Origin of the sequence: Pseudomonas phytophila (genome assembly GCF_025643095.1) — a bacterium.
In the GTDB taxonomy this organism is placed as follows: Bacteria; Pseudomonadota; Gammaproteobacteria; order Pseudomonadales; family Pseudomonadaceae; genus Aquipseudomonas; species Aquipseudomonas quasicaspiana.
This window is the reverse complement of record NZ_CP081201.1, coordinates 2,682,537-2,702,118: the sequence shown is the minus strand read 5'-3', so window position 1 is coordinate 2,702,118 and position 19,582 is coordinate 2,682,537. Positions and strand designations below refer to the sequence as shown.

Sequence of the window (19,582 nt, the reverse complement as noted above, 5' to 3'; positions counted from 1 at the left end):
GCCGCGTCATCGTTCAATCAAAGGATCTGCAGTTCATGTCCTCAAACACGACAACCGCCTCCTTGGGCGGCGATAAAGGCGGGCAGCATATTTCGGCCCGCAGGTTGGTATTCATTTCCGTACTCGTTGCAACCATGGGTGCCTTGGCGTTCGGCTATGACACCGGCATCATCGCCGGTGCGCTGCCTTTCATGACACTGCCTGTCGAGCAGGGTGGTTTAGGGCTTAACGCTTTTACAGAAGGGCTAATCACGTCCTCGCTGATTGTCGGCGCAGCGTTCGGATCGCTGGGCAGTGGTTATCTGTCCGACCGTTACGGGCGCCGCGTTACCCTGCGCCTGCTGTCACTGCTATTCATCGCGGGAGCCCTGGGTACCGCCATCGCACCGTCGATTCCGTTCATGGTTGCCGCTCGCTTTGTGTTGGGCATCGCGGTCGGTGGCGGCTCAGCCACGGTACCGGTGTTCATTGCGGAAATTGCCGGCCCGAAAAAACGTGGCCGACTGGTCAGCCGCAACGAACTGATGATCGTCAGCGGTCAATTGCTGGCCTACGTCCTCAGTGCTCTGATGGCGGCCTTGCTGAGCTCGTCGCACATCTGGCGCTACATGTTGGCTATCGCCATGCTGCCCGGTATTTTGCTGCTGGTCGGCACATTCTTCGTCCCGCCTTCTCCGCACTGGCTCGCCGCCAAAGGGCGCTTTGACGATGCCCAGGATGTGCTGGAAAAGCTGCGCGATACGCCTGAAGAGGCCAAGCGCGAAGTCGAAGAAATGAGGTCGCAGAAGGAAAACGCCCGCAAGCGTCCGCCTGTTTCCGAGCTGCTGCGTCAGGGATGGATAATCAAGCTGTTGCTTATCGGCATTGGCTTGGGTTTCACCGCTCAGTTCACGGGCGTGAACGCCTTCATGTATTACACCCCGATCATTCTCAAGACCACTGGCATGGGCACTAATGCCGCTCTGACAGCCACCATCGGCAACGGCGTCGTCTCGGTCATCGCAACCCTGCTGGGCATCTGGGCCATTGGGCGTTATGGCCGTCGCCATTTGCTGATGACCGGATTGGTGACAGTGATTCTGGCCCAGATCGCACTGGGTTGCGTATTGCAATTCATGCCGCAGAACCTGACCCAGAGTTACGCCGCCCTCGCCTGCATCCTGTTGTTCCTGCTGTTCATGCAGATGTGCATTTCGCCGGTTTACTGGCTGCTTATGTCTGAATTGTTTCCTTCGCAGATCCGCGGCCTGCTGACCGGTACGGCGGTGTCCATGCAGTGGCTGTTCAACGCAGCGGTAGCATTTCTGTTCCCAATGGCGCTGGACACACTGGGTAACCCCACGTTCTTTGTCTTTGCGGTAATCAACGTCGGCTCTCTACTGTTTGTGTTCTTCTGCCTGCCGGAAACCAAGGGCAAATCACTGGAAGAGATCGAGAAACACATGAAAAAAGAGCTGTAAACACCTCGGGCCTGCTGCTCTAATCGCAGGAGCTTGCAAGCCTGATACGCTCAATGGCTCAGTAATACACCCGGCGGACGCTCGAACGCTCAAGCGTCCGCCAATTTTTTTTGCGAGGATTCATGAGTACCTCTGCCGACACCCAACAGACCAGCTGGATCAGTGTAGGCGCACTGGCAGTAGCAGCTTTCATCTTCATCACCACCGAGTTCGCCCCGGTGGGTCTGCTGTATGCCATTGGCAGCAGCTTCGACATGACCGCTGCGCAGGTGGGACCGATGCTGACGGTCTATGCCTGGACGGTGTCACTGATGTCCCTGCCCATGATGCTGCTGACTCGCAACGTCGAGCGACGGCTGTTGCTCAAAGTGGCGATTGGCACGCTGATCGTCAGCCACATCGTCCTTAGTCTTTCACCAAATTTCACCATGGTGGTGATCAGCCGGATCGGCATTGCCTTGGCGCATGCGGTGTTCTGGTCCGTCACCGCTTCGCTGGCGGTACGCCTGGCCCCGGGCGGTAATCGTTCGCGGGCATTGAGCCTGCTGGCGATGGGCGCTTCGCTGGCCATGGTATTGGGGATTCCCATCGGCCGCGTGCTGGGCGAAAGCATGGGTTGGCGCGCGACGTTTATCACCATCGCAGCCGTCGCAGCGCTGATCTGGTTTCTGCTGGCTAAAAAGCTTCCCCTGCTCCCGAGTCAAAACAGCGGCAGCCTGAAAAGCCTGCCTATCCTGTTCAAACGCCCGGCGCTGGTTTCTCTGTATGGCATCACGGCACTGGTGGTCACCGCCAACTTTACCGCGTACACCTACATCGAGACGTTTGTGCAATCGGTTGCGGGCTTCAGCGAAGAAACCACCACCTGGATGCTGCTGCTCTTTGGCCTGGCCGGACTGATGGGGTCGATTTTCTTCAACACCCTGTACACCCGCTTCGCCAACCACCTGACCACCATGGCCATCGGTTCTTTGTGCATCTGCCTGACGTTGATGCTTTGGGCTTCATGGAGCATTTACACGTTGGTCGTGGTCTTTGCGCTCTGGGGGCTGGCGATGTTGTGCTTCGGCATTCTGATGCAGTCGCAGGTCATCCAGCTGGCACCCGATGCCACGGATGTCGCGTCCGCCATGCACTCGGCCATCTACAACGTCGGCATCGGTGCCGGTGCATTGCTGGGCAGTATCGTGGTGCATCACCTGGGTTCCGCATGGGTCGGCTTCGTCGGAGGGTTCCTGGCCTTGTGTGCCCTGATCATCAGTCGGATAACGAGCCAGCGCTATGGCAGTGCTGAACCGGGACCTGGCACCGTTGACATCATGCACTGACGGACCTGCTCAGAAGCCTTCAGTTGAGCCGCCCGGTGCGTGATACCGGGTGGCCATGCAGACGAACGTCACTGACGCTTCCAGCACTCTGCATAGCGTTTGCAAACGCCATACTGTTCATTCATTTTCGCCATGCGCCTCATCTTTCAGTGCCGGATCGCCCTGCTCCACGCCTGATCCTTGCTGTGCTGCCAATCCCGATCGGCCTGGCTGTCGATACCCACATGACGCTGAAAGTCGCTGGTGGTAGTGGCCTGACATTGGCGGAAGCCGTCATCCCAGCCCGTGGCGTACTTGCGATCCTCCAGGTAGACGGGCACGTTCTTGCGAAACTCACCGAGGGCGCCAGCCGCTTGCCGACCACTGCCACAGCCGTCGTCAAAGCCACTGGCATACGGCGCGGGATACCCCTGAGCGAGCAGTCGTTCCCGGGTGCTTTCACAGCCTGCCAGCACAGCGACAGACAGAAACAACGACAACACCGCAATGGCACGTCCACCCGAGATTTGCATGTACATGATGTCAGCCCTTCCCGCCTGCCGCTTCTATAGAGCCAGAGTTGAGCGACGTCAGTGCTTGCGGACGATAGAGAATCCAGCGGTAGCAGAGCACACAAATCACCCAGTCAAAGAGTAAAGTCCAGACGTTGTGGGAAAGGAAATGCGCCCCCTGCATCATCCGGCCCACCGACAAAATCACGCCCAACCCGAGCGCAATCCCCAGGGCGATTCGTGCCCCTTTCAGATGACGGTCCCGCAAGGCAAAGAACAAGGCCAGCAACGAGAAGCCGGTAGAAGCATGCCCGCCCGGCCAGCAGCGGCCAGGTTTGAGGGTGTCCGGGCGCTGGCTGAGCAGTGGCGTGTAAGTCTCACTGCCGCCGAAATCGCTCAGGCTCCACGGGCATTGCACGGCAGTCACCACTTTCAGCGGCGTCACAATGGTAGTGGTCAATGCAATCGCCAGAACGGTGTAACCCAGCGGCCGGCGCCATTCAGCAAGCCGGGAAGAAAACCAGCTGCTCAGATACGCAATCGTCAGTACAACGAATAGCACAATCACAGCCTGCTTCACGCGGTCGTGGAGGATGTCTTCCAGCCAGTAACTTTTACGTCCAATAAAGCCCTCGCCCGGCACATAAAACATCTGGGCGATGGAGAAATCCAGAGCCGTTGGATCGAGCAGCAACATCAGCCCCATCAAGACGATGGGGATACCTAATGCGAGTCGAAAATCAAAAGGTCGCGATGCGCGAAGCGGTAGTGCAATAGCCATGGACAGGTTCCGTTATTGGATTACAGATGCAGTGCTTGTTAAGTGTTGGGGCTCTGGGGTTAGCGGTACGGACTCAATCCCGGGCTCTGCGCCGGCTCGTATCGGCTGCTGCAAGGCCGAGCGGCCGTAGAAAAACAGCGCCACCAGCAACGTGCTCAACCAGACAAAAATGCCTGCCCAGAACGTATGCGACAGGTAATGCCAGCCCTGCAAGACCCGCGTTGTGCCGTAGACGAGGCCCAACAGAATCACGCCTGCCAGCAACAACCTGGAGTGCTGCCAACGGTAGCGTCGTGCGACGAAATACACGGCGAACAGGCTGAATGCACTGGAGGCATGTCCCCCTGGCCAGCAGCGACCAGCGCCCGCTTCACGCCACAACGTGAAGTTCTCGAACCATTCCTTATGCAACTGTTTCCCGCCATACAGCGTTGTTTCCACCGGACAATAAATACTGGTGTGGCTTTTGAGGTAATGGATCAGTCCGGTACTCAGGGCAAAGGCAACGATGACGAAAAAGAAATCGAGCCGGTGCCGCTGCAGAAATTTCAGCAGACTTGCCACCCGCGAGCGGGCGATGAATCGGCCGGGGCGTGTTTGACGATAGCGCTCCACACACGGCCAGACGAACGACAGCAATGCACCGATAATGGCTAGCTCACCCGTCCAGTCCGGAATGATCCGGGCCCACTTGTGAGTTACCTGTTCAAAAAGACGACTTTGACCAATGGGGAAAACGCCAGCGGCAGGGTCATAAAAAAGGTTGCTGAACAGCCGGTCGAGATCGGTCAGATCAAAGGCCAGGAACGTTATCAACGCCAACAACAATGGCACGCCCAGATAGCGGGAATAGAAGCGGGATCGGGCACTCAAAGCGTTCATTGATTCACCTGCCCGATCGTCATGTTTTTCCACTGCGCTGCGTCCATTGAACCGATGATGCTCGGCGCATGCTTACCGTCGACACTTACGAACACTGCCTGGGTGTATTCGCTGGAGCGGTCGCCTGCGCGCACGCCCATCTTGCGTTCAAATTGATCGATGCAACCGCTGTGCGTAATCAGCACCAGATTTTGTGCGAGCTGCTTGTGCGCCAGAACAGCGTCCTTGAAACCGCTGTTGCATTCACCGGCCCAGCTCTGGGTCGGTACAACTCGACCCAGAATAAAGTCAGCCGTCTGGCGAGTGCGAGTCAGCGGGCTGGCTATGATCCGGGAGTTTTCAAGACCCATTTGCTGCAAGCCGACACCCACTGCCTGTGCTGACTGGCTGCCTTTGACAGTGATGCCATCAGCACTTCCCAGGCATGGGTTACCAGAGCGATCGCAACGTTCTGCGTGTCGGACCATGACCACCACATCTCCCCGGACCCAGCGGTCATACAATTTAGAATTGTTAAAGTTGTTATTAGTACTTAGATCGACGACGGGAGTCGCTTTATAAAACCAGGCAATTAATACCACAGCAAAAATAGCCGCCGCCACGGACATTACTGAACGGCCGCTGAACATAGCCGTGAAAGAGGTTTTACCGGGAATAACTGATTCATTGATCAGGGTAGTGCTCACGCCTTCGCTCCTGCAAAAAGACCATGGCAACCGTCAGGCGTCGCCCCCTGAAGTTGTCGTACTGTGAGCAAAGCCTAAAGTTAACAACGTGGGAGAGCAGTGAAAACGATGTGAAAAATAAGTCGCAAACAGCCCGCCAAAATGCAGTTATTCAGCCGCCGTTCAGTTGCTAACAATTAGCATTAACTTCTACAAGTACATCCACCTTTTATTGGCATGTTTTTCACAAAAATTTGATCATTCCCTGCCTAGAGTCTGCGCCATTGGAGACACCATGCTCAATCACTCGAGCGACCTCCCTCATTCAGTGAAGCGGAATCACATGTTTAAAATCAAACACCTTCGCCCCGAGGTAGCGACGGCGCTCGGCAGCGCCTTCCTGTTACTCGGATTCAACAGCACCCTTTGGCAACACCTCGTGAGTATTACCGACCACAACGCGATGCTTCGTCTGGCGTTCGGCATCATGTTGTTTGGCGTGTTTAACATCACGCTGACGCTGCTGGCGTTTCGCAAAACATTTAAACCGGTACTGATCACCTTATTCATGATCAGTGCGGGCGTCGCTTATTTCATGAGCCGTTACGGCGTACTGATTGATGCCGGTATGTTAAGAAACTTTGCCGAGACCAACGCAACCGAAGTATGGGATCTACTGTCGCCTAAACTTTTCGTTTATATCTTACTGCTCGGCATCGTTCCGTCTTTACTGTTATGGAAAACCCCAATCAGTTATCGACCACTGCACCGCGAACTCATCAGCAAGATACTCGTCACTCTCGGCTGCGCCGCCATGATTGGCAGCGTGGCACTGGTCAACTATCAAGGGTTATCGTCTCTATTCCGCAACCACCACGAGTTACGTTTAATGGTGGTGCCCAGCAACTACGTTGGTGCCTCACTTGGCTACCTGCGTGAACAAGTGGTTACGGCGCAAAAACCTTTTCTGAAAGTCGGCGAAGATGCCACCCGAGACAGTGCCTGGGTACAGCGCCCACGTAAATCGCTCACCGTACTGGTCGTAGGCGAAAGTGCCCGGGCCGAGAACTTCGGCATCCTCGGCTATAACCGCGATACCACTCCGCAACTGCGAGCAGAACCTGGCGTGATTGCCTTTACGGACGTCCACTCCTGCGGGACTGAAACGGCAGTGTCGGTACCGTGCATGTTTTCCAACATGGGACGCAAGAACTACGACGCGCCCACCGCCAAAACCGAGGAAGGTCTGCTGGACGTGCTCAAGCGTGCCGGAATAGACGTGATCTGGCGTGACAACCAGTCCGGCTGCAAAGGCACCTGCGACCGGGTTACGCTGCAGGATGTCAGCAAGCTGAAAGACCCTGAGCTGTGCGCCAACAGTGAATGCCGGGATGAAATCCTGCTGCAAGGGCTGCAGAACTTCATTGAGCACCTGGACAAAGACACGGTGCTGGTACTGCATCAAATGGGTAGCCACGGCCCGGAATACTTCAAACGTTATCCGAAGGAGTTTGAGAAATTCACCCCGGTCTGTGAAAGCAATGCGCTGGATAAATGCAGCCGGGACAGTATCGTGAACGGTTATGACAACACGTTGCTCTACACCGACCACGTACTCGCGAGCCTGATTGATATCCTGCGCCGCAACCAGACCAACGTAGACACCGCGATGATTTACCTTTCCGATCATGGTGAGTCGCTGGGTGAATACAACCTGTTCCTCCACGGCACGCCCTACATGCTCGCCCCGGACCAGCAAAAACATGTGCCGATGATGGTCTGGTTTTCGGATAACTATCAGCAGTCTTTTGCCCTTGATACGGCATGCCTGCAACAAACCCGTAATGCGTCTCTGAGCCAGGACAACCTGTTCCATTCGATGCTGGGTTTATTGAAGGTGCATACTCACGTTTACGACCCGTCGCTGGATATGTTTGCCGGTTGCAGAAACGGTACTGCTGACGGCGTATTGGCCAACAAATAACAAACGTCATGTCCGGGACAGCCCCCCTGTCCCGGTAGACCAGAAAATAATGTGAGCCCGATGCGCATACTTGTTATCGAAGACCATAAAGATATTCTCGCCAACGTTTCGGAGTACTTCACGCTGAAAGGTTGTGAAGTCGTCGGTGCGCTGGACGGGCTGACGGGACTGCATCTGGCGACGACCGGCAATTTCGACGCGATCATCCTCGACCTGATGCTGCCCGGCATGGACGGCAATCTGCTCTGTCGAAAGCTGCGCGAAGACGCCCGCCAGCAGGTTCCGGTCCTGATGCTGACTGCACGTGATCAACTGGAAGATCGTTTGACCGGGTTCAACGTCGGCGCCGACGACTACATCGTCAAACCGTTCGCGCTCTCGGAGTTGTATGCGCGGGTTGAGGCGGTCACGTGGCGCTCAACCGGCATGAAGAAGAACGTGCTCAAGATCCACGACCTGACCTACGATCTGGACTCGCTGGAAGTTAGGCGAGGCGGAACATTACTCAAGCTCAACCCTACCAATATGGTGCTGCTCGAGTTATTGATGCGAAAAAGCCCAATGGTGGTTAAACGAAAGGAGTTCGAACAAGCCGTCTGGGGCAACAATACGCCTGACTCGGACAGTCTGCGCACCAGCGTGTATACGTTGCGCAAGACTATCGACAAACCGTTCGATATCCCGTTGCTGCATACCGTTCATGGCATGGGTTACAAACTGCAAGGGCCTCGGTAGTTCGGCACTTGAGGCAGGGTCGCCAGAGCTTACTCGCGGCCCGCGGGTCTGATCTGAATATAGCGTTGCACCAGCCCCAGACCTGCCAACGGCACACCAACACCCACGATACAAAAGCTCCAGGCAATGCCTTCGATGCCAAAGGCAAGCAGCGCGCCGCCGATGAATGTGGCAGGCAACACCGGGAATACCAATGTGCATATCAACAGTGCATGTGCCCCTAGAAATTTCCTGAGTCGACCTTTGGCGTTGAAAATGCAGACCATCCATAGAACGGCCCAAAATCCGATACTCATCAGGTAAAGAGCCAGATGAAGCAGATCTCCTATCATTCCATAGCCATGCATGTCCTTGGCTCCATGTAAAATAATGCTCGCACCGAGCTTATTGGTTCATGGATAGTCAGTTTGCCTATCCATCCGTTCAAACGTGGGCATGATAGGGATACACGCTGATACCGGATATGTACGCGCCAACAAAGAGAGCTTTCCTACAGCATGAAGCTACAAATCTGACGCGTCCCGCGTGTTGGAAAACTGGCGACCCTCATTGATTAACCCTTTCGCTCATGGAGCAGGTCATTTGTCCTCCCCCGCCTCGCCCGGCACACACCGATTAAAACTGATCGAAACCTGCGGCCTCAGTCGCCAGGATCAGAATGGCGCCTCCCAGCTACTCCACCCCGTGGACTTCATCCTGAGCGGCGGCGACAGAGTGGCGATAACCGGCTCGTCAGGGTCTGGCAAAAGTGTTTTTTTGCGCACCCTGGCGCTATTGGATGCGCCCGATTCAGGTGAAGTACTCTGGCACGGCCAGCCCGTGAATGCCGGGCAGATCCCCTCGTATCGCAGTCAGATTTGCTACCTCGCACAACGCCCGTCGATGATGGATGGCACCGTTGAAGACAACCTGCGTTTTCCCTACAGCCTGAATATCTTCAAGCAGAGGAAGTTCGATGCCGAGAAGGTCAAAGCGCTTTTACGTCAGGCAGGAAAACCAGAACGCTTCCTGCTGAAGGCCGCGAACGATCTTTCCGGAGGTGAGGCTCAGGTTGTTGCACTGATTCGCGCCATTCAGCTGGAGCCGGAAGTGATCCTGCTGGACGAACCTACTGCCGCGCTCGACCCTCAGTCTTCCCGCGATGTAGAAACACTGGTCAATACCTGGTTTACCGGTGGCCTGACGTCCTCACGCGCTTATATCTGGGTATCGCACGATCTCGATCAGGCGCAGCGAATGAGCAACGTCAGATTTGAAATGCACGCCGGTGTGCTGAGCGCGATGGGTAACTAATGATCTATCAAAGCCTGTCGGCTGCAGACATCGCCATCGCCGCGTGCCTGATTCTGATCAACGGGGCGTTATCCCTGGGTTTGAAACTGGGGCTGGAGCGTCAACTGATCTGGGCCTCGGTACGCACGGTCGTTCAGCTACTTGCTATCGGCTACATCCTTGGCTGGGTATTCGAGTTTGCCTACTGGTATGTCGTGCTACCGCTGATGTGCCTGATGACGTTGATTGCCGGTGTGTCGGCAGCGGGACGAGGCAAACGCACTTACGCCGGGCGGCGTCTGGACAGCGTTGTGTCGGTGTGGGGCAGCTCGTGGCTAGTGGCTGCCATAGGCCTGTTGCTGGTTATTCAGATTCGCCCCTGGTACGAACCGCAGTACGCGATTCCGATTCTGGGGATGATTCTGGGCAATACCCTGACCGGTGTGTCGCTGGGAATCGAACGCATGATGCAGGAATTGTCGTCGGGACGAAGTACAGTGGAAACAATCCTCGCACTGGGCGGTTCACGCTGGGAAGCGGCGCAAATGGCGGCCCGGCAAGCAGTAAGAGCAGGCATGACGCCTACTCTGAATCAGATGAGCGTGGTGGGCATCGTCAGCCTGCCCGGGATGATGACCGGCCAGGTGCTGGCGGGGCAATCGCCCGTAGAAGCTGTCCGTTATCAGATCGTAATCATGTTCCTGATCGCCGCGTCCTCAGCACTCGGCACCGTCTGCGCAGTACTGTTGACGTACCGTCGATTATTCTCGGCTGATCATCGTTTCATGATGCATAAGCTGACCAATAGAGTCTGATGGAGACGCACCAGGCTTACAGACCGCCATCGCAGCCTTCGGCAGCTCCTACAGATCACGCGTTTCGGCACGGCGCGAAGCACACGCGGAATTCATGGCACCACGCGATTTCCTGTAGGAGCCATCGGAGGTTACGACGGTCGCGAAGCGGTGCATCGGGCGAAACACGATAACAGCCTCGCCAACAAGTTGATTCACTCAGCGCCCCAATGCCTGAATGAAACTGATAAAAGCCCGCAACGGCGCAGGCACATTTCGTCGCCCCGGGTAATAAAGCATTAACCCTGGTTCATCCTGGCACCAATCATTCAGCAACAATTGCAGTTTTCCGTCAGCCAGACTTTGCGCGACAGCTTGTTCCAGGACAAACGCCACTCCAAGGCCACCTTCGGCAGCCTCTATCATCAGGGCCATGCGGTTGACGGTCAGCGAGCCCGGCACATCCAGCTCGACTCTTTCACCCTGCCGTTCAAACTCCCAGGCATAGCGCTCGCCTCTGGGCATTCTGATCCGGATACACCTATGCGCCTTCAACTCCGCCGGGTGAACGGGAAGACCGTATTGCTGAAGGTAGCCTGGAGAAGCCACGGGAACGAAACGTGCCTTGCCGCCAAACGGCACGCCGATCATGTCGATCGGCACACTGCTGCCCAGCCGGATGCCTGCGTCACAGCCATCGGCGACGATATCCACCGGCCGCTCCTCGTGGCGTAGCTCAAGCTCAATGTCCGGATGAAGCTTCATGAACGCTGGCACCACCTCCTTCAACAGATAGCGGGCCGCAGCAAACGGGGTGTTGATGCGCAGCTCACCGCTGATGCTGCCGTCCTGCTGCTGGTTGATTTCGTCGACGGCAACGCGCAGCTCACCGAGTACCGGACGAATTCGGGACAGGAAAGCTTCACCTTCCACCGTCAGCGCGACGCTACGGGTGGTGCGATGGAACAGGCGCAGCTTGAGTGTTACCTCAAGTTCAGTAATTGCGTGACTGAGACTCGAAGGCGCCATTTCAAGCAATCGAGCGGCGCTGCGGAAGCTGCCAGTGTCCGCGACGGCCAACGCCATGCGCAGGCTTTTCAAGCTAAGGTCATGGATTGGTGTCAATTTTCGATCAGCCTGTTCGTGATTGATGGTCTATCCAGAACAGCATGCCAGTCCCATCCTTGATTTGAAATCCACAAACAAGTGAGGACATCAACATGCCTGCTTCATGGTTTATCACCGGTGCCAACTCTGGCTTCGGCCGCCTTATGACTGAAACGCTGCTTGAACGCGGTGACCGGGTCGCTGCCACCTACCGCAGCGATGGTGCACTGGATGATCTGACGCAACGCTTTCCCGAATCGCTCGTTCCCATTCAACTGGACCTGACCGATAGCGAGCGCATCGCTCCGGCCGTCGCTGAGGCATTTCAGGCATTGGGGCGTATCGACATCGTCGTCAGCAATGCTGGTTACGGGACCTTCGGGGCTGCGGAAGAGCTTTCCCAGATGCAGATCAGACGTCAGATCGAGACCAATCTGCTCGGCTCGATCTTTTTCATCCAGGCGCTGTTACCTCACCTGCGCCAACAAGGGAGCGGTCGTGTTCTCCAGGTCAGTTCCGAAGGCGGAAGGATCAGCTATCCAGGCTTCAGCCTGTACCACGCCAGCAAATGGGGTCAGGAAGGATTTGTTGAAGCGGTCGCTCAGGAAGTCGCCCACTTTGGCATCGAGATGTGTCTGCTGGAACCCGGCCCTACGGCGACGAATTTTCTTGCCGGTATCGACAGTGCATCGCCGTCAGGCGCTTATGAAAACAGCCCGGTAAACGCCCTGCGCAACCGCCTTGAAAGTGGCGAGTTCAGCCCGCACATGGGCGACCCGGTCAAGATTGCCCAGCAGATGATCGCCATCGCAGAAGCCGACGCATTACCGCTTCGAGTGCCATTGGGCAGTATTGCCTGGGACAATATCGATGCGAAATTACACGAGCGCCAAACGTTGTTAAGCACTCAAAAAGACCTGGCTTATGGCTGTGATGTCGACACGCAATAAATACCGCGTCTGACTTTATAGAAGGCTGAAGAGCTCAGCCCCGGAGCATCCACCACACACATCTGTATCCGGGGTATGAATTTCATCAATTCCGATAATCAACGGAAGCATTTGAAATTATTAGTAAAAAGGCGTCCCCTTGCGAACCGCAACTATCAAGTTGCCTCGCAAGTCTGGAGCTTTGGTTTTGCCCCTCATGTTCAAAGATTTAAAAAATGCGTCAGTCATGTTCCTGTTCAAACTTGTATTGACGGGCATCGTTTTCGGGATGATCTGGCTGGACATCGCCGTATTTGATACTCAACTGCTGGAGACTTCATTTACTGAAGTCTCACAGGAAATCATGCTGTTCGCTTGCGCTCTGCTCTTCTGGTTTTCACCTGCGAACGATGGTCAGAAAGGCTTCAAGGCTCTGGTTGCGGGTTTCTTTGCCTGTCTGTTGATGAGAGAACTCGACGGTCTTTTTGACCCCATCAGCCACAGTGCCTGGTGCTGGCCGTTTTTGCTGATCGCCATCACGTCGCTGACCATCGCTTTCAATTCGACGAATCGTCAGAACACCCTGCAAGCCTTGGCTGCCTTCACCAAAACCCCGGCCTTCGGTACGTTTTCGACCGGATTATGTGTGCTGGTGTTTTCCCGGGTATTCGGCATGGGCTCGCTTTGGCATCTGATTCTGGATGACGGTTATGCACGCCTGGCCAAGACGGCTGTGGAGGAAGGGATCGAATTGATGACCTATGCCATGTGGCTGTCAGCCAGTGTCGGCTACTGGCTGCAACAGCGGTCTGTGGCTGCAGATGTTCCAGGCAGAGTGAGTAACTCAAAACTGCAGACGAGCGCTGTATGAGTGCCAGGTTAAATCACAACCCGGATCCCTGTGGCTCACCGAGGTTACGAGGCCAGCGACGGCGAAGTGTCAGACAAACCGTGATCGCTGGCCTCGTAACCTCGGTGAACTCCTACAGGATCGGGGTGCAACCAGAAAAACTATTGCAGCCAGAATCAAACGCTGTCTTAAACGCCCAACAATTGCTTCGTTGTCGTCATCGACGTCTGCAAAGGCTGACCATCGCGCTGTAGTTTGTTCAACAGGCTGGCGCCCAGCCACATCTGATAAAGCGTTTCTGCCAGCTGTCGCGCATCGCTGCCAGGCAGGCACCCTTCGGTTTGCCCTTGCCTGATACATGCCGTCAGCCGCGCCACAATTTGCTCGGCACCGTCACGCAAAGTGATGCGCATCGACTCCGACAAGTCCGACACTTCAGCGCTCAATTTGACCACCAGGCACTCGTTGCCGCTGAAAGGCTCTACACAACGCTGCTGCCAGCCAAGCCAGTAATCCATCAGGCGCTCTCGAGGCGTTAGCCCCGGCAAGGCCAGGCGTCTGTCCATGTCAGCGAGATAGCCAGCAAAGTAATCTTCCAGCAAGGCCTGCCCGTACTGCTCCTTGGATTTGAAGTAGTGATAGAAAGAGCCTTTGGGCACGCCAGCGACTTGCAGCAGCTCACTGAGCCCCACGCTGGTGAAGCCCTTCCCCGCCATCATGCGGTGGCCGGTATCGAGCAAATGCTGGCGAGTGTCGTCATAGGTCGGTTTCATAAGGCGCAAAATACCAAACATTAGACCAGTCGTCTATTTTTTGAACGATCAAGCGGGTTGAATGACCAACCTTGTGAACGCGCTTGGAAAAAAACTCTAGACGACTGGTCTATTTCGAGTCTAAGCTTTGTCCATCGGTGACCTGAGGCGCTGGTTTTCCAGCTCCCGCTTCGATCGCCTCATTGCCAGTCCTTCACCTTCAAGGAGTACCTTATGAAAATTCTGATGGTTCTGACTTCGCACGATCAACTGGGTAATACCGGCAAGAAAACCGGCTTTTGGCTCGAAGAATTTGCTGCTCCCTATTTCGCGTTCAAGGATGCGGGTGCCGACATCACCGTCGTCTCGCCAGCCGGTGGTCAGCCACCACTTGATCCGAAAAGCGACGAGCCTGATGCGCAAACCGCTGAGACCGATCGCTTCCGCAAAGACGCTGAGGCTCAACGTGTACTCGCCAACACTGGCCTGCTGTCAGATGTCCGCGCTGAAGACTTCGACGCAGTCTTTTACCCAGGGGGCCATGGCCCGCTGTGGGATCTGGCTGTAGACAAGAACTCGATTGCGCTGATTGAAGCCTTCGACCGCAGCAACAAGCCTCATGGCTTTGTCTGCCACGCACCTGGCGTGCTGATTAACGTCAAAGGCGCAAACGGCAAGCCGCTGATCGAAGGTCGTAAAGTGACTGGCTTCACCAATTCGGAAGAAGAAGCCGTTGGCCTGACAGAGGTGGTGCCGTTCCTGATCGAAGACGAATTCCAGCGTTTAGGCGGGCACTACTCCAAGCTTGGTGATTGGCAGGTTTACGTTGTAGAAGACGGTCAACTGGTCACTGGCCAGAACCCTGCAAGCTCGGCAGCGGTCGCTGAAGCATTGCTGAAAAAACTGGGCTGATTCTCAGGCTTCAGACTCCCTGTAACACGATTCACCGTGGACGCTGCGCCTGACGGCGAAGCGTCCATTATTTTTAGCCAGAAACTAGTCGACTGGTCTAATAAGTACCAAGACCTTCCATGTCGAACAAGGCAGATCAATGAACAACTCAGTCAAAAACAGCAATTTCTTCACCCCGACTCAATTGGGAAATCACTCTCTCAAAAACCGTATTGTCCTGCCGCCCCTCACCCGGCAACGCAGCAGCCAGCCTGGCAACGTCGCCAATGAACTCATGGCGCAGTACTACAGCCAGCGTGCAGGTGCGGGATTTTTGGTGACTGAAGGTACGCAAATCGAACCTCGCGGTCAGGGCTACGCCTGGACACCTGGCATCTATACGCCCGAGCAAGTCTCTGGTTGGCGCAAGGTGACGGAGGCGGTGCATTCCGAAGGCGGCGTGATCTTCGCCCAGCTGTGGCATGTCGGCCGGGTGTCTCACACCGCGCTGCAACCGAATGGCGACGCCCCCATATCGGCCTCGGCCATTGCAGCGGATCAGGTGAAAGTGTTTATCGAAACCGCGCCGGGCGCAGGTGAACTGGTCAAACCTTCGATGCCGAGAGCGCTGACCACCGATGAAGTCCAGGAGCTTGTTCAGCTCTACATTCAAGCCGCCCGCAATGCGATGGAGGCTGGTTTCGATGGCATCGAACTGCATTGCGCCAATGGCTATCTGGTTAACCAATTCATTTCGGCCCACAGCAACCATCGCCAAGATCAGTACGGCGGCTCGCTTGATAATCGCCTGCGCTTCTTGCGCGAAATCGTTGCGGGTGTTGCAGAGTGCATTGGTAAAGAGAAAGTCGGCGTACGTTTTGCGCCTCTGTTCACGACGACTGATGAAGACCGCACTTATCTGGGGTTGGTAGAGGAAGATCCGCACACCACTTACATCGAAGCCATCAAGGTTCTGGAGAACGTCGGCATCGCTTATCTGTCCATTGCCGAAGCCGATTGGGATGACGCGCCAGCCATGCCTGAAGCATTCCGCCGTGACGTGAGAAGCACCTTCAGCGGGGCCATCATGTATGCCGGAAAATACACGGCACAAAGCGGTTCAGCACTGCTGGATTCAGGCTTGGCGGACCTCGTCGCATTTGGCCGGCCGTTCATTGCCAATCCTGATCTGCCAGCCCGCATTGCCAATGACTGGCCGTTGAATCCGATCAATCCGGCCACGGTGTATGGCGGTACTGCCGAGGGTTATGTGGATTACCCGTTTTACGCTGAATGACGGCTAAAGCCTGATTTGCCGGGGGCGATCCTGTTTGCAAGCAATTGACCTGTAGGAGCTCACCCAGGTTACGAGGCCAGCGATGGCGGCGTGTCAGACAAACCGCCATCGCTGACCTCGTAACCTCGGTGAGCTCCTACAGGGTCAGGTTTAATCAGGCAGGGCCAGGTTAATCAGATTTTGTCTATAGGTGTTGATTTAAGCTTCGACGTCCCTCAAGCGAGCCAACAAAACCTGCAACGGATGAAGCACCGTTGTGCCCTCCTGACGCTTGACCTGACTGCGGCAGGAATAACCGTCAGCAACGACACGCCCCGATTGGTTGAACCTCTGGATCAGCAGTTTCCAGGATTGCCCGTAGATAATGTCCGACGTGGCGGCGTTTCGCGTTTCGTGCCCGTAAGTGCCCGACATTCCGCAACAGCCACTGGCCTCGACCTGCAACTTCAGCCCTGCCCGTTCGAAAATTTTCTGCCACAAGCCGATGCTGCCGGGCTCGTTGGTTTTTTCCGTACAGTGCGGGAGGAAGTGATAAGGCTCGGCCTCCTCCAACATCTCGCTTTGCGGCAGCGCATTGATCAGCCATTCCTGCGCAAGTAGCACCGACGGCGTCTTGTCAGCCTCCAGTGTCTTGGCGTACTCCTGCCGATAGACCAGAGTCATCGCGGGATCCAGCCCCACCAGCGGCACGTCGTACTGCTGAAGATTGAACAGCGATTGACCATTGAAACTGGCCGCCTTTTCAAACGCCCTGAGAAAGCCCTGCACTTGCAGCGGTTTGCCATTGGGCGCGTATGGCGCCAGGTAAACCTTGTAGCCAAGCCTTGATATCAATTCCACCCAGTCGGCCAGCAACGGGGTCTCGAAGAATCGGGTGAATGCGTCCTGAACGAGGATCACACTCCGCGCCCGTTGCGCGTCCGACAGCATGGCGAGGCGCTGGGGGGTGGCGACTTCGACGTTCCAGCGTCGGCAGACGGCCGTAAAGTCCACCAGACTTAGCAATGGGCTGTCGACCATCCCCGCGATGCGCTCAAGACCCCAACGCACTGGGCGAGCACTCATGGCGAAATTGTAGAGTCGCGGCATTCGAGCGATGTAAGGAACCGTGTATTCCAGAGAGCCGATCAGGTAGTCCTTGAGCGGCCGAAGGTAGCGAGTGTGATAAAGCTCAAGAAAGCGCGAGCGAAACTCGGGAACATTCACTTTCACAGGGCACTGCCCGGCGCAGGATTTACACGCCAGGCAGCCCGCCATCGCGTCGTAAACCTCATGGGAAAAATCGTCCTGCCCGAGCTTTTGCCTGACGGTATTAACGACTCGCCGGGCGATGTTCTGCGTCGCGCCCGAGGCCGCCGACAATACATCAACACCCTGCGCGCCCTGCAACCGCAGCCATTCGCGAAGCAGCGAAGCCCGGCCTTTGGGCGAGTGAATACGATTGCGAGTGGCCTTCCAGGAAGGACACATGGCGTCATCAGGATCGAAGTTGTAGCACGCGCCGTTGCCGTTGCAGTGAAGCGCCGCGTCGTAGCTCTGCCAGACACGCTCGTCAATCGTGCGGTCCAGTTCGCCACGCAGCCGGACTTCGTCGACCAACGTTAGTTTCGCGGCCGGCACCGTCCCAGGCGTAGCGATTTTGCCCGGATTGAGCTGGTTATGCGGATCGAATGCCGCCTTGAGCGATTGCAGCGCGGGGTAAAGCTCACCGAAGTAGTCGGGCACATATTGCGAGCGTAAGCCCTTGCCATGCTCGCCCCACAGCAGGCCGCCATGCTTTTGCGTCAGCGCCGCAACCGCATCGGAAATCGGCCGGATCAGTGCGGCTTGAAGCGGATCCTTCATGTCCAGAATCGGTCGGACGTGCAGCACACCCGCATCCACGTGACCGAACATTCCGTATTGCAGATTGTGGCTGTCCAGCAGCGCCCGGAACTCCTGAATGAAATCAGCGAGGTTTTCCGGTGGAACCGCGGTGTCCTCAACAAAGGGCTGCGGCCGTGCTTCACCCTTGACGTTGCCGAGCAAGCCCACCGCTCGCTTGCGCATGGCATAGATACGTTTGAGCGCATCAGCGCCTACCGCTAGGGTGTGGCCAAGGCGCACCACCGAAAGGTCGCGCTGCAGGTGCAAGACGAAGTCGTGGACTTTCTGCTGGACAACCTCTTCATCATCACCGCTGAACTCGATGATATTGATACCCAGCGTCGGCATGTCAGGATTTTCCGGGAAGTACTCGGCAACGCCATGCCAGACGATGTCTTTCATCGCCAGCATCAACACTTTCGAATCCACGGTCTCGATGGAAAGCGGCTTCAATTCCATCAAGGCTTTTGCATCGCGCAACGCATCCATGAAACCGGCGTAGCGCACGTTCACCAGAATCGAATACTTGGGGATCGGCAGAACGTTGAGTTTGGCTTCAACGATAAATCCGAGGGATCCTTCGGAGCCGCAAAGCACGCTGTTCAGATTGAAGCGCCCGTCCGCCTCGCGCAGGTGCGCCAGGTCGTATCCGGTCAGGCAGCGGTTGAGCTTCGGGAACGTGCTTTCGATCAATTCGGCCTGAGTATCGACGATGTCCAGCGCACAGCGATACACCTGGCCAACACGGTCAGTCCGGTTGACGAGTACTTGCAGCTGTTCGGCATCAATCGGCTGGCTGTCGAGGCGATGGCCACCCAGCATGACCGTAGAAAGTTCAAGCACATGATCGCGGGTCTTGCCGTAGGTGCAACTGCCCTGCCCGCTAGCATCGGTGTTGATCATGCCGCCAATGGTTGCCCGATTTGACGTTGACAACTCCGGCGCAAAAAACAGCCCGTGAGGCTTTAGCGCGGCGTTGAGCTGATCCTTGACCACACCACTCTGCACCTTGACCCAGCGTTCCTCGACGTTGATCTCAAGGATATTGTTCAAGTGCCGTGAAAGATCGACGACCACGCCATCCGTCAGCGATTGTCCGTTGGTGCCTGTACCGCCGCCACGAGGTGTGAGCACCACAGAGCTGTGTCGAGGCTCCGCGACCAACCGCGCAACAATCGCGACGTCCTGCTCATCCAGCGGAAACACTGCGGCCTGGGGAAGCCGCTGATAAATGGAGTTGTCGGTTGCCAACACGGTCCGGCCGCCATAGTCACGCGCAATCTCCCCGCGAAAGCCCGCTGCATCAAGGGCATCAAGAAAGGCTTCATACGTCGTGCTTTGGGCAACTGCCGGGGACAAACGAGCGATCATGTGGAATTCCTGCAGGCTAAGAAGCTAATCTATGCATTCACGTTGGGCATGCTCGGCATATTGCACACAGAGCATCAGACTCTATTTTTGCTTATTTTTGCGACTCTCAGGCTTTGTCACAAGCGTA

18 protein-coding genes are annotated in these 19,582 nt (G+C 56.1%); 10 read left to right on the top strand and 8 right to left on the bottom strand.

All coding sequences use genetic code 11. The features are described 5' to 3' along the window. Positions 1–35: 35 nt before the first annotated feature. Together K3169_RS12100 and K3169_RS12095 are read left to right on the top strand one after the other, a co-directional pair. Complete coding sequence (locus K3169_RS12100) at positions 36–1,460, top strand: sugar porter family MFS transporter (RefSeq protein WP_122805466.1); 1,425 nt, start codon at positions 36–38, stop codon at positions 1,458–1,460. Between the two features lie 122 nt (positions 1,461–1,582). Further along, complete coding sequence (locus K3169_RS12095; RefSeq protein WP_122704867.1) at positions 1,583–2,788, top strand: sugar transporter; 1,206 nt, start codon at positions 1,583–1,585, stop codon at positions 2,786–2,788. A gap of 146 nt (positions 2,789–2,934) precedes the next feature. Here the strand turns inward: K3169_RS12095 and K3169_RS12090 are convergent, their stop codons facing one another. The 4 genes from K3169_RS12090 to K3169_RS12075 are packed head-to-tail and all read right to left on the bottom strand — an operon-like array spanning position 2,935 to position 5,628. Then, entirely contained in the window at positions 2,935–3,300 is a 366-nt protein-coding gene (locus K3169_RS12090) for a hypothetical protein (RefSeq protein WP_049826681.1), read from the bottom strand. A gap of 10 nt (positions 3,301–3,310) precedes the next feature. Then, positions 3,311–4,060, bottom strand: coding sequence for a phosphatase PAP2 family protein (locus K3169_RS12085; protein ID WP_263271708.1), 750 nt, complete (start codon positions 4,058–4,060; stop codon positions 3,311–3,313). A gap of 12 nt (positions 4,061–4,072) precedes the next feature. Further along, entirely contained in the window at positions 4,073–4,942 is an 870-nt protein-coding gene (locus K3169_RS12080) for a phosphatase PAP2 family protein (RefSeq protein ID WP_099268617.1), read from the bottom strand. Continuing rightward, the gene (locus K3169_RS12075; RefSeq protein WP_317633759.1) at positions 4,939–5,628 is read right to left on the bottom strand and encodes a histidine phosphatase family protein; all 690 of its coding nucleotides are present in this window, start codon (positions 5,626–5,628) and stop codon (positions 4,939–4,941) included. Before K3169_RS12075 ends, K3169_RS12080 begins: the two co-directional genes overlap by 4 nt. 322 nt (positions 5,629–5,950) lie before the next feature. On the opposite strand from K3169_RS12075, the gene K3169_RS12070 reads away from it, so the two are divergent. Together K3169_RS12070 and K3169_RS12065 are read left to right on the top strand one after the other, a co-directional pair. Beyond that, positions 5,951–7,591: a phosphoethanolamine transferase gene (locus tag K3169_RS12070; protein ID WP_263271705.1), complete on the top strand. Its 1,641-nt coding sequence runs from the start codon at positions 5,951–5,953 to the stop codon at positions 7,589–7,591. A gap of 60 nt (positions 7,592–7,651) precedes the next feature. Further along, entirely contained in the window at positions 7,652–8,326 is a 675-nt protein-coding gene (locus tag K3169_RS12065) for a response regulator transcription factor (protein WP_263271704.1), read from the top strand. A gap of 29 nt (positions 8,327–8,355) precedes the next feature. On the opposite strand, the gene K3169_RS12060 is transcribed toward K3169_RS12065, so the two are convergent. After that, positions 8,356–8,673 carry a hypothetical protein gene (locus K3169_RS12060; RefSeq protein ID WP_099268615.1) on the bottom strand — a complete coding sequence of 106 codons (318 nt, stop codon included), beginning with the start codon at positions 8,671–8,673 and terminating at the stop codon, positions 8,356–8,358. Positions 8,674–8,908: 235 nt separating this feature from the next. On the opposite strand from K3169_RS12060, the gene K3169_RS12055 reads away from it, so the two are divergent. Further along, positions 8,909–9,619 carry an ATP-binding cassette domain-containing protein gene (locus K3169_RS12055; protein ID WP_263271702.1) on the top strand — a complete coding sequence of 237 codons (711 nt, stop codon included), beginning with the start codon at positions 8,909–8,911 and terminating at the stop codon, positions 9,617–9,619. Further along, positions 9,619–10,413: an ABC transporter permease gene (locus K3169_RS12050; protein WP_263271701.1), complete on the top strand. Its 795-nt coding sequence runs from the start codon at positions 9,619–9,621 to the stop codon at positions 10,411–10,413. Before K3169_RS12055 ends, K3169_RS12050 begins: the two co-directional genes overlap by 1 nt. A 198-nt stretch (positions 10,414–10,611) precedes the next feature. On the opposite strand, the gene K3169_RS12045 is transcribed toward K3169_RS12050, so the two are convergent. Continuing rightward, the gene (locus tag K3169_RS12045; RefSeq protein ID WP_231677360.1) at positions 10,612–11,493 is read right to left on the bottom strand and encodes a LysR family transcriptional regulator; all 882 of its coding nucleotides are present in this window, start codon (positions 11,491–11,493) and stop codon (positions 10,612–10,614) included. A gap of 119 nt (positions 11,494–11,612) precedes the next feature. Here K3169_RS12045 and K3169_RS12040 point away from each other — a divergent pair, with 119 nt between their 5' ends. Together K3169_RS12040 and K3169_RS12035 are read left to right on the top strand one after the other, a co-directional pair. Then, on the top strand, positions 11,613–12,449 hold the full coding sequence (locus K3169_RS12040; protein ID WP_231677359.1) for an SDR family oxidoreductase: 837 nt from the start codon (positions 11,613–11,615) through the stop codon (positions 12,447–12,449). A gap of 226 nt (positions 12,450–12,675) precedes the next feature. Further along, positions 12,676–13,299, top strand: coding sequence for a hypothetical protein (locus K3169_RS12035; protein WP_263271700.1), 624 nt, complete (start codon positions 12,676–12,678; stop codon positions 13,297–13,299). Positions 13,300–13,466: 167 nt separating this feature from the next. Here K3169_RS12035 and K3169_RS12030 read toward each other — a convergent pair whose 3' ends face one another. Beyond that, positions 13,467–14,051: a TetR/AcrR family transcriptional regulator gene (locus K3169_RS12030; RefSeq protein ID WP_099268934.1), complete on the bottom strand. Its 585-nt coding sequence runs from the start codon at positions 14,049–14,051 to the stop codon at positions 13,467–13,469. Positions 14,052–14,264: 213 nt separating this feature from the next. Between K3169_RS12030 and K3169_RS12025 the strand changes: the two genes are divergently transcribed. Beyond that, positions 14,265–14,942, top strand: a complete 678-nt coding sequence (locus K3169_RS12025) for a type 1 glutamine amidotransferase domain-containing protein (protein WP_099268611.1) — start codon at positions 14,265–14,267, stop codon at positions 14,940–14,942. Positions 14,943–15,081: 139 nt separating this feature from the next. Then, positions 15,082–16,218, top strand: coding sequence for an alkene reductase (locus K3169_RS12020; protein ID WP_122704881.1), 1,137 nt, complete (start codon positions 15,082–15,084; stop codon positions 16,216–16,218). 198 nt (positions 16,219–16,416) lie between these two features. Here K3169_RS12020 and K3169_RS12015 read toward each other — a convergent pair whose 3' ends face one another. Beyond that, positions 16,417–19,455, bottom strand: coding sequence for an FAD-binding and (Fe-S)-binding domain-containing protein (locus K3169_RS12015; protein ID WP_263271699.1), 3,039 nt, complete (start codon positions 19,453–19,455; stop codon positions 16,417–16,419). Positions 19,456–19,582: the final 127 nt, after the last annotated feature.

Excerpts from the sequence above, each read along its gene's own strand:
- K3169_RS12015 (WP_263271699.1), bottom strand. The coding sequence starts at position 19,455 with ATGATCGCTCGTTTGTCCCCGGCAGTTGCCCAAAGCACGACGTATGAA.
- K3169_RS12040 (WP_231677359.1), top strand. The coding sequence starts at position 11,613 with ATGCCTGCTTCATGGTTTATCACCGGTGCCAACTCTGGCTTCGGCCGC.
- K3169_RS12035 (WP_263271700.1), top strand. The coding sequence starts at position 12,676 with ATGTTCCTGTTCAAACTTGTATTGACGGGCATCGTTTTCGGGATGATC.
- K3169_RS12050 (WP_263271701.1), top strand. The coding sequence starts at position 9,619 with ATGATCTATCAAAGCCTGTCGGCTGCAGACATCGCCATCGCCGCGTGC.
- K3169_RS12085 (WP_263271708.1), bottom strand. The coding sequence starts at position 4,060 with ATGGCTATTGCACTACCGCTTCGCGCATCGCGACCTTTTGATTTTCGA.
- K3169_RS12100 (WP_122805466.1), top strand. The coding sequence starts at position 36 with ATGTCCTCAAACACGACAACCGCCTCCTTGGGCGGCGATAAAGGCGGG.
- K3169_RS12060 (WP_099268615.1), bottom strand. The coding sequence starts at position 8,673 with ATGCATGGCTATGGAATGATAGGAGATCTGCTTCATCTGGCTCTTTAC.
- K3169_RS12090 (WP_049826681.1), bottom strand. The coding sequence starts at position 3,300 with ATGCAAATCTCGGGTGGACGTGCCATTGCGGTGTTGTCGTTGTTTCTG.
- K3169_RS12025 (WP_099268611.1), top strand. The coding sequence starts at position 14,265 with ATGAAAATTCTGATGGTTCTGACTTCGCACGATCAACTGGGTAATACC.
- K3169_RS12070 (WP_263271705.1), top strand. The coding sequence starts at position 5,951 with ATGTTTAAAATCAAACACCTTCGCCCCGAGGTAGCGACGGCGCTCGGC.
- K3169_RS12095 (WP_122704867.1), top strand. The coding sequence starts at position 1,583 with ATGAGTACCTCTGCCGACACCCAACAGACCAGCTGGATCAGTGTAGGC.
- K3169_RS12020 (WP_122704881.1), top strand. The coding sequence starts at position 15,082 with ATGAACAACTCAGTCAAAAACAGCAATTTCTTCACCCCGACTCAATTG.
- K3169_RS12030 (WP_099268934.1), bottom strand. The coding sequence starts at position 14,051 with ATGAAACCGACCTATGACGACACTCGCCAGCATTTGCTCGATACCGGC.
- K3169_RS12080 (WP_099268617.1), bottom strand. The coding sequence starts at position 4,942 with ATGAACGCTTTGAGTGCCCGATCCCGCTTCTATTCCCGCTATCTGGGC.
- K3169_RS12065 (WP_263271704.1), top strand. The coding sequence starts at position 7,652 with ATGCGCATACTTGTTATCGAAGACCATAAAGATATTCTCGCCAACGTT.